This window comes from Microbacterium sp. zg.Y909, from assembly GCF_024626565.1.
In genome coordinates this window covers 1-9072 of sequence record NZ_JANJFJ010000177.1, presented here as the reverse complement: position 1 = coordinate 9072, position 9072 = coordinate 1, and the positions used below count along the sequence as shown (strand labels likewise).

The 9072-nt window shown below is 71.2% G+C and carries 5 protein-coding genes; all 5 read right to left on the bottom strand.

The genetic code is table 11. The features are described from left to right. A partial coding sequence (locus tag NQ160_RS24890; protein WP_257515682.1) for an Ig-like domain-containing protein occupies window positions 1-2690 on the bottom strand: 2690 nt, incomplete at its 3' end. Between the two features lie 144 nt (window positions 2691-2834). Next, on the bottom strand, window positions 2835-3404 hold the full coding sequence (locus tag NQ160_RS13200; protein ID WP_257515681.1) for a DNA-3-methyladenine glycosylase I: 570 nt from the start codon (window positions 3402-3404) through the stop codon (window positions 2835-2837). Window positions 3405-3591: 187 nt separating this feature from the next. After that, a complete protein-coding gene (locus NQ160_RS13195) occupies window positions 3592-5700 on the bottom strand; it encodes an acyl-CoA dehydrogenase family protein (protein ID WP_257515680.1) in 2109 nt (702 codons plus the stop codon). A gap of 438 nt (window positions 5701-6138) precedes the next feature. Beyond that, on the bottom strand, window positions 6139-8079 hold the full coding sequence (gene recQ / locus NQ160_RS13190) for a DNA helicase RecQ (protein ID WP_257515683.1): 1941 nt from the start codon (window positions 8077-8079) through the stop codon (window positions 6139-6141). Window positions 8080-8232: 153 nt separating this feature from the next. Further along, on the bottom strand, window positions 8233-8802 hold the full coding sequence (locus tag NQ160_RS13185; protein ID WP_257515684.1) for a hypothetical protein: 570 nt from the start codon (window positions 8800-8802) through the stop codon (window positions 8233-8235). Between the last annotated feature and the right edge of the window lie 270 nt (window positions 8803-9072).

Genomic DNA, 9072 nt, shown 5'->3' with positions numbered 1-9072 from the left:
ATCGGGATCTTCACCTCGGCGCCGCTGAGCACGCGCGCGGTCAGGTCGCGCGGACGCGGGGCCTGGTTGTTCTCGACGTCGACGTCGAGGATCTGGATGGTGACGTACCCGGCATCCTTCTGTCCGAGGGAATCCGCGATCTCGTAGGTCACGTACACGGTCTTCGCCTCGGGGCCGGCGCGGAAGCGCAGGGTGTCCTCCGACACGAACGCATCGCCGTCGGCAGGAGCAGGCAAGGGCTCGATGAGGTCGGGCAGCAGCGTGATGAGGTCGCCGCTCGGGTGGTAGTCGTTGTCGAGCACCGGGATGCTGACGACGTCGCCGGCCCGCACGACCACGGTGTCGTCGGCGGCCACGGGCGGCCGCAGCTGCGTCGGCGCGGGGATCGGGATGACGACGACGTCGCCCTGGGCGGAGTGGGCTCCGTTGGAGATCTGGTACTGGATCGTGACCGGCTGCGAGAGACCGGACTGGTCGGTCACCAGCAGGTACCGGTGGTCGATGACGGCGACCGAGACGCGGGCGTCGGGCGGAACGGTCACCGACTGCACGACGAGGATGCCGCCGGCGGGATCGGAGTCGTTGGCGAGCACGTCGATGCGCACGTCCTTGCCCGACGGCAGCAGAGCGACGTCGCGCACCGCGATGGGCTTCTCGTCGGGGTCGGCGGCGGCGAGCACGTCGACGCGCACGAGCCCGATGACGGTCTGCGGCCCGTCGGTGGCGAGGTACTGCACGTAGTACACGCCGGGGGTGGACGAGGAGAACGAGAAGGTGCCGGTGTTGTAATCCGGCGAGAGCTGGGCGCCGGCGACCTCGGTGACGCGGGCGAGCCGCAGCGGCGCGCCGCTGGGAGAGATGTCGTTGTCGAGCGGCGAGATCGTCGTCTTCTCACCCACGCGCACCACGACGTGATCCGGCGACGTGATGGGCTTGGTCGAGCCCACGGGGCGCACATCCACCTGCACGACGCCGACGGTGTCCTCCTGGCCGTCGGAGACCGTGATGGTGACCTCGCGCCGGCCCTGCACCGACCCGATCGCGCGGAAGGTGATCTCGCCCGCAGAGGTGAAGTCCACCTCGTCGCCGCCGTCGGTGGTCGCCGCACGCAGGAACATGTCGTCGCCGTCGGGGTCCATCCAGTCCAGCAGCGTGTCGTACGTGACCTGACCGCCCTGCTCGACGATGACCACGGGGATCTTGCGCTGCAGCGGCGCCTGGTTGACCGACCACGGACGCACCTCGAGCGACACCGTCGCCTGATCGGTGCCTCCCGGCCGGCCGTCGTTCACCTCGTACGTGAAGGTGTCGCTGCCGGTGGCGTTCTCGGGCACGGTGACCTGCAGGGCCCGGCCGCCGTAGATGGGCGAGAGCTCGCCCACCGACACCCCGCCCTGCGCGCTCGCGGTGAGCACGTCACCGTCGGGATCGTTGTCGTTGTCGAGCACGGGCAGCACCGTGGTGCGGCCCGGGCGCACGCCGAAGTCGTCGTCCTCGGCCACCGGCGGGTGGTTCACCTCGGTGCGCTCGGGAAGCGAGGTCTCCTCCGACACCTCGGTGGAGGTCTGCTCGGTCTCGTCGCCGCCTTCGGGCGGGATGATGTCGTCCCAGTTGTCGATGAGTTCGAGCGACTGGGTCACCGTCCAGGCCGAGCCGGTCGCGACGTCGTTGAGCACCACCACGTCGCGGTTCACGCGGAAGACGGCCGTGGCATCCGGGCTCATGCCGGGGATGTCGGCGACGAGGTCGTCGCGGTCCTGCGGGCAGTCGCGCACGAACCGGGCCGAGCCGCCCCACGCGCCGTACACGCACCCCTTCAGCGACACGGGTGCCGCCGGGGCGCCGGGCGCGCCGGCGTCGGTCTCTGCGACCGGTCCGTCGCCGAGCGGCACGGTGACGAGTTGTGTCGCGGTGGCGTAGCTGACGTGCTGCGCGTAGGGAGACGGATGCTGCAGCACCGCCTCGTCGACGTCGTCGAGGTCCCGCATGCCCAGCCCCTGCACCCACAGCCGCGCGTCGGTGAGGTTCAGCACGACCGGCGTGGCACCGGCGACCGTGATCGCCAGCGCGTCGCCCTCGTCGAGACCCTCGACCGTCTCACTCGAGGACTCCGGCACCTCCTGCCCGAGCCGCAGGGTGGTGACGGTGCCCTGCTCGGGGGAGGCGACGTACACCGTGCCGTCGGTCCCGGTGGCAGACACGGCGCCCTCGCCGAACTCGGCGACAGGGTCGTTGGTGGGGGCGATGGCCTGCAGTCCGGTGGCGGGCGCCATCCACAGCGTGCCGTCCTGCGGCTCGAGCACCGAGACGGTGCCGGCGCCGAGACCGACCGTGGCCCCGGCGGGGATGTCGATGTCGCCGACTGTGGCGACTGTGGCCACATCGACGGGGGCGAGGGTGGCGTTCGTCTCGTCGACGACGAGCACCGTGCGCCCGTCCTGCACGATGTCGTAGGTGTCGGAGACGGTGCGCAGACCGGCGTCGAGCACCTGCGAGGCGTCGTTGTAGCGGCCGACGAGGTAGCTGTCCTGCTTGGTGACCCAGACGGAGCCGTCGTTCAGCTCGACGTCGGTGGTCGGGAAGCCCTCGTAGAGGAAGGCCATGGTGGTGATCGCGACGGCTGAGACCGTGATGACGCTCGCCGACGCGAGCGTACGCGGACGCGCACGCAGCCACGCAAAAGACCTCACGAAGACAGGCCCCCTTGTCTCATCGGCGATGTGCGTGGCGTCGGTTCCGACCAGGGGTCGGCGCCTCGTCCACCCTAGTGGGAGGGCGCGCCCCCTCGCGGTGGGGAGAACTCCCCATGCGGGTCGCGCTCCCCGCCGGCGGTGTCAGGCCCGCCAGCACCCCACGACGTGGTCGTCGACCATTCCCGCCGACTGCATGAGCGCGTACATGGTCGTCGGCCCGACGAACCGGAACCCGCGGCGGCGCAGCTCCTTCGAGAGGGCGACGGACTCGGCGCTGGTGGGCGGAACCTCGGCGAAGGTGGCGGGCCGAGGGTGTCGCGGCGGCGCGAACGACCACATCAGGGTGTCGAGCTCCCCCGCAGCCATCTCTGCGACGAGGCGGGCGTTGCCGATGACAGCGAGGATCTTCGCCCGGTTGCGGATGATCCCGGCATCCGCCATGAGGCGCTCGACATCGCTCTCATCGAAGGCGGCGACGGCGGCGGGGTCGAAACCGGCGAAAACCTCCCGGAACCGCGGGCGCTTGCGCAGGATCGTGATCCACGACAGACCAGCCTGGAACCCCTCGAGGCTCATCTTCTCGAAAAGTGCACGGTCGCCGTGCAGGGGCCGGCCCCATTCCTCGTCGTGGTACCGCACGTACTCGGGGTCATCGCCCGCCCACGCGCAGCGGGCGACGCCGTCGGCGCCGAGGCGGGTGTCGGGGTTCACCCCGCCACCCTATGGCCGGGGGCGCGGGCGCGACGGTTGCGGGCGCGACGCGACGCCGGGATCGGATGCCGAGGGTCGCGCGGCCGACCCGGGTGGGCATCCGCCCCACAGCCTGCTCAGGTGACCCGTGTTGACGCCATCCGGCCGGGATTCCGACAACACGGGTCAGGTGAGCGCGCGGGGGCGCCTACTTCTTCTTGCGCAGCGACTTCTCCGACACCGGGGCGTTGCCCGCGGCGGCGAGCGCGGCGTAGTGGGCGCGCGCCTCCTCCTGACGCTCGCGCTCCGCGCCCGACGCGATCGGCGCGCGCAGGTGGTCGGGCTCGAAGCCGAACGCGTCGACGAGGTCCTGGGCGTGCGGGCGCAGCCGGCCGCACAGACGGTCGATGTACCGCGAGACCGAGGCGGCGCGCTGCGTCGACAGCCGGCCGTGGATGAGGTGCCAGGCGAGGTGCTTCTCGATGAGCGACAACCCGAACAGGTCACGCAGCCACGTGAGCACCTGGCGGGTGCCGTCGTCGGCGGCGCGGTTCACACCGTCGGTGAAGGCCTCCCACTGCAGCAGCTCGGCGTGAGCGCGGGCGGCCTCGATGAGCTCGGACTGGTTTTCATTGAAGAGCGCCGCGGCATCCGTCGGCGACATCTTCGCCGCAGGACGCAGCCGCCCGGCGATGTCGGCGACCATCTGCTGCACCCGTCCGGACAGCAGGTCGTGCTGCTGGTCGGCGCGCAGGCCCAGCTCGACCGAGCGGGCGGTGGAGCCGAAGTCGGTGACGGTCTGGCCGAGGCGGCGCAGGCCGGCGCCGTGGAAGACCTTGCCGGCGGTCTGACCGACGGCGAAGCGGGCGAGCGCTGCGGCATCCGCGCCCTTGAACTGCTTCGCGAAGTCGCTCAGCAGGCGCTTGCCCACCAGCTGCAGCAGCACGGTGTTGTCGCCCTCGAAGGTGGCGTAGATGTCGAGGTCGGCGCGCAGCCCCACGAGCCGGTTCTCCGCAAGGAAGCCGGCTCCGCCGCACGCCTCCCGGCACTCCTGGATCGTGTCCAGCGCGTTCCACGTCGACATCGACTTCAGTGCCGCCGCGAGCGTCTCGAGGTCCTCGCGCTCGTCAGGGGTGTCCTTGCGTCCGCTGAAGACGCCATCGAACTTCTTGATCAGCTCGTCGCCGGCGAAATGCTGGGCGTATACCTCCGCCAGGCGCGGCAGCAGGCGACGCTGGTGCTGGGCGTAGTCCAGCAGCACGACCTCGTCCGTGCCGCTGCCGCTGTCGAACTGGCGACGCTGGTTGCCGTAGGTCACCGCGATCGTGAGGGCCGCGGCGGTGGCGTTGGTGGCCGCGCCCTCGATGCACACCCGGCCCTGCACGAGGGCGCCGAGCATCGTGAAGAAGCGACGCCCGGAGCTGGCGATCTCGCTGGAGTATGTGCCGTCGGGGGCGATGTCGCCGTAGCGGTTGAGCAGGTTCGTGCGAGGGATGCGCACCTGGTCGAAGTGCAGGCGGCCGTTGTCGATGCCGTTGAGCCCACCCTTGACGCCGTCGTCCTCACCGCCGACGCCGGGGAGGAAGTCGCCCTTCTCGTCGCGCAGCGGCACGAAGAAGCAGTGCACGCCGTAGTTGACGCCGCCGCTGATCAGCTGGGCGAACACCGTCGCCGCCCGTCCGTGCAGGGCCGCGTTGCCGAGGTAGTCCTTCCACGCGCCCCGGAACGGGGTGTGGATGACGAATTCCTCGGCCTCGACGTCGTAGGTCGCGGTGGTGCCGATGGCGGCGACGTCCGACCCATGGCCGGTCTCGGTCATGGCGAAAGCGCCGGGCAGGTCGAGGGTCATCACGTCGTGCAGCCACTTGTCGTGGTGGGGCTTTGTGCCGAGGTGGTGGATCGCCGAGCCGAACAGACCCCATTGCACGCCCGCCTTGACCTGCAGGCTCGGGTCGGCGAGCACCAGCTCCAGGTACGCGGCGACGTTGGCGCCGTTGTCGTCGAGTCCGCCGTACTCCTTCGGGTAGGCGCGTCGCGAGCCGCCGTAGCTCACCACGATGCGCAGCTGCTCGAGCACGCGCTCGCGGTGCTCGGCCATCGACAGGCCATCGACGCGCCACAGGTCGGGGTTCTTGACCATCTCGCGCGCTTCACGCCGCGTGTCGGCCCAGGTGCCCAGCAGCAGGTCGGTGACCCGCGGGATGTCGATGCGTGCGTCGTGCGCCTCGTCGGCGGTGTGCGCGGCGGTAGGCGCGCCACCGGCGGGCGTGCGCTTGCTGGTGGCGGGTTTGTGCGGACGGACGGCAGCGTCGGTCATGGTGCACCCTTCGGCGAGGCGGGACGGAATCCTCCGACCGTAGGTGTCCCACAACGCCCGCTCAACCCGGTTGGACCCTCCCCACAATTCCCGCCGCCCCTGTCGCGACCCCCCGTTGTGCGCACCCCACACCCCCAGGCCGCTCGGCCCCGCGGGGATCACCGTCGCCGTGGGGCCGGTTGCGGTCGTCGCGGGGATCATCTCCGCACTGGTCATCGTCGTGTGCAGAAAAGATCTCGCCGAGGAGCAACGCCGTGACCGTCCGGCGCACACTCTGGCAGTGATCGCCGCGATCGGTGTTCAATCGGTCCCGGGAGGGGGCAGCGGTGGTGGTGACTCTCGAACGTTGGCATCCGAATGACTTCGACCTGCTCGTGCGGATGAACACCCCGGAAATGACGGAGCATCTCGGCGGGACTCACTCGGCGACGCGAATACTCAGTCGGCGGCGGCGATGACGGCGAGCACGGACTCGCCGTAGGCCTCGCGCTTCTTGGCGCCGATGCCGGTGATGCCGTCCAAGTCCGCGAGCGACCGCGGCCGGTGCTCGGCGAGCGCCCGCAGCGTCGCGTCGCCGAAGACGATGTACGCCGGCACTCCCTGCTCGCGAGCGGTCTCGGCGCGCCACGCACGCAGGGCCTCGAACAGCCCCCGGTCGCCCTCGCCCAGGCTGTCGGCCGCCGACGCTTTGCGCACCCGGGCACCGGCGACCGGTCGCCCGATCGTGTCGCGGCGCAGCGGCACGTCGGCCTCGCCGCGCAGCACGGCGGCGGCGGGTTCGCCCAGCGCAAGCGTGCCGTAGTCGCCGCGCGCGACGAGGATGCCGCGGGCCAGCAGCTGCCGCACGATCGAGCGCCAGTCCTGGTCGGTGAGGTCCGCGCCCAGCCCGTAGGTGGAAAGCCGCTCGTGGCCCTGCTGCCGGATCCGCTCGGTGTCGGCGCCGCGCAGGATGTCGATGAGGTGGCCAGCGCCGAATGACTGGTTGCGCTCGCGCTGCAGCCGCACGATCGTCGACAGCAGCTTCTGCGCCGGCACCAGGCCGTCGTACGTCTCCGGAGCTTCGAGACACGTGTCGCAGTTGCCGCAGCGCTCGGACTGCTGGCCGAAGTACCCCAGCAGGTTCTGCCGGCGGCACTCGACGGTCTCGCAGAGGGCCAGCATGGCGTCGAGGTGCTGCCCCATGCGCATCTTGAAGGTGCGGTCGCCGGGGCTCTGGTCGATGAGCCGTCGCTGCTGCACCACGTCGCCGAGGCCGTAGGCCATCCATGCCATCGCCGGCTCGCCGTCGCGCCCCGCGCGGCCGGTCTCCTGGTAGTACCCCTCGACCGACTTCGGCAAGTCGATGTGGGCGACGAAGCGCACGTCGGGCTTGTCGATCCCCATGCCGAACGCGATCGTCGCCACCATCACGACGCCGTCCTCGCGGAGGAACCGGGACTGGTGCCGCGCCCGCATACCGGCATCCAACCCCGCGTGGTACGGCAGCGCGTCGAGGCCCTGCGTGCGCAGGTACTCGGCGGTCTGCTCGACCGACTTGCGGCTGAGCGCGTACACGATGCCGGCGGAGCCCTCGGGCATGGACCGGATGAACGACACCAGCTGACGGCGCGGGTCGACCTTCGGCACGATGCGGTACTGGATGTTGGGGCGGTCGAAGCTCGCGACGAAGTGACGCGCCTCGGGCAGGTGCAGCCGCTGGGTGAGCTCCTCGTGCGTCGCGCGCGTCGCCGTGGCGGTGAGCGCCATGCGGGGAACGCCCGGGAACCGCTCCGCCAGATCGCCGAGGGCGAGGTAGTCGGGCCGGAAGTCGTGACCCCACTGCGACACACAGTGCGCCTCGTCGATCGCGATGACGCTGAGCTTTCCGCGCTGCAGCAGCGCGGTCGTCTGGGCGCTCGAGAGCCGCTCGGGCGCGACGTAGATGAGGTCGAGTTCGCCCGCGAGGTAGTCGCGCTCCACCGCCTGGCGCTCGGCCGGCGACTGCGTGGAGTTCAGGTATGCCGCCCGCACGCCGTTGGAGATCAGCGCGTCCACCTGGTCGTGCATCAGCGCGATGAGCGGCGAGATCACCAGGCCCGTGCCGGGCCGCACAAGGGCGGGCACCTGGTAGGTGATCGACTTGCCCGCACCCGTGGGCATGAGCACGACGGCGTCACCACCGCCGACGACCTGCGCGACGACCTCGCCCTGGTCGCCGCGGAAGGCGTCGTACCCGAAGACCTCCTTGAGCACGGCCGCGGGGTCCGCACCGGTGAACTCCCGGCGCGGCGGCAGGTCCAGACCGGCGGATGCCGTGACGTCCGAACCCCGGCGCGACGGCGCCGCAGCTCGCGACGGCGTAGCCCGCGGCGGGGTCCATGCCTCGTCAGGCGGAGGCATCCACCCATCGTCGGGGGGCGGTGCCCACTCGTCGGGCGGGGGTTCGAAGTCATCGAACGGGGGTGCGTCGACCGACACCCAGCCGGCATCCGTCGTCTCTTGCCCGTCCCTCACCCGAACACCCTACCCAGCGCCGCTGACACGGAGCTGGAGTCATCCCCCGAAGCCGCCTCCGCCGCCGTCGAAACCGCCCCCGAATCCGCCGCCGTCCATCCCGCCGAACCCGCCGTCGCCGCCGAATCCGCCACCGTCTGCCCCACCGAAGCCGCCACCGGCCCCGTCGGCCGGCACGCCCGCGATCTCGCCCACCCAGGCGGGCTCGCCCGCAAGGGCCAGCGACCCGGCGCCGACGGAGAAGTACGAGACGAGCGTCGCCGACGTCAGAAAGTGCCCGGCCACGAGGGTGATCAGGATCGGAGCGTCGAACGGCCAGATGCCGGAGTGCTCCGCACGCCCGCCGGAGCCGTCGGCGCGACGGTCGCCCTCCGCTACGGCGAGACTCCCGCGCGCGCCCGACGAACCGGTGGCCACCAGTCGCTGCAGCACGCTCGCCAGCAACGCCGGCTGAGGCTCACGCACCCGCTCCCGCTCGGACATGAAAGGCCGCAGCTTCGCGAACATCTCCTGCCGCTGCTCGAGCGGCAGACGGCCGAACGCCGCCTCATGCGCCCGCTCGATCACGGTGGGCGGGAGCGTCCCGAGCAGGTACACATAGCGCGACATACGCTCTTCGTCGGTCACCGCGGCATAAGGCTCGCGCTGTCGTCGCCGTCTCCACCGGGCCATCGGATCACCTCCGTCGGTGGCGACAGGTTACGCCGCGGCCCGCCGGAAAGCCACGGTGCGCGGGCGGCGCATTCCCCCACCCGCGCTCAGCACCACCGCTCGGCGATGGCGGCGACGACGTTCGCGTTGCGGTTGGTCCCGACCCCCAGCAGCTTCGCCGCCCCGAGCGGATCGACGGCGCCCTCCTGATAGCCGGGCCGCAGCAGC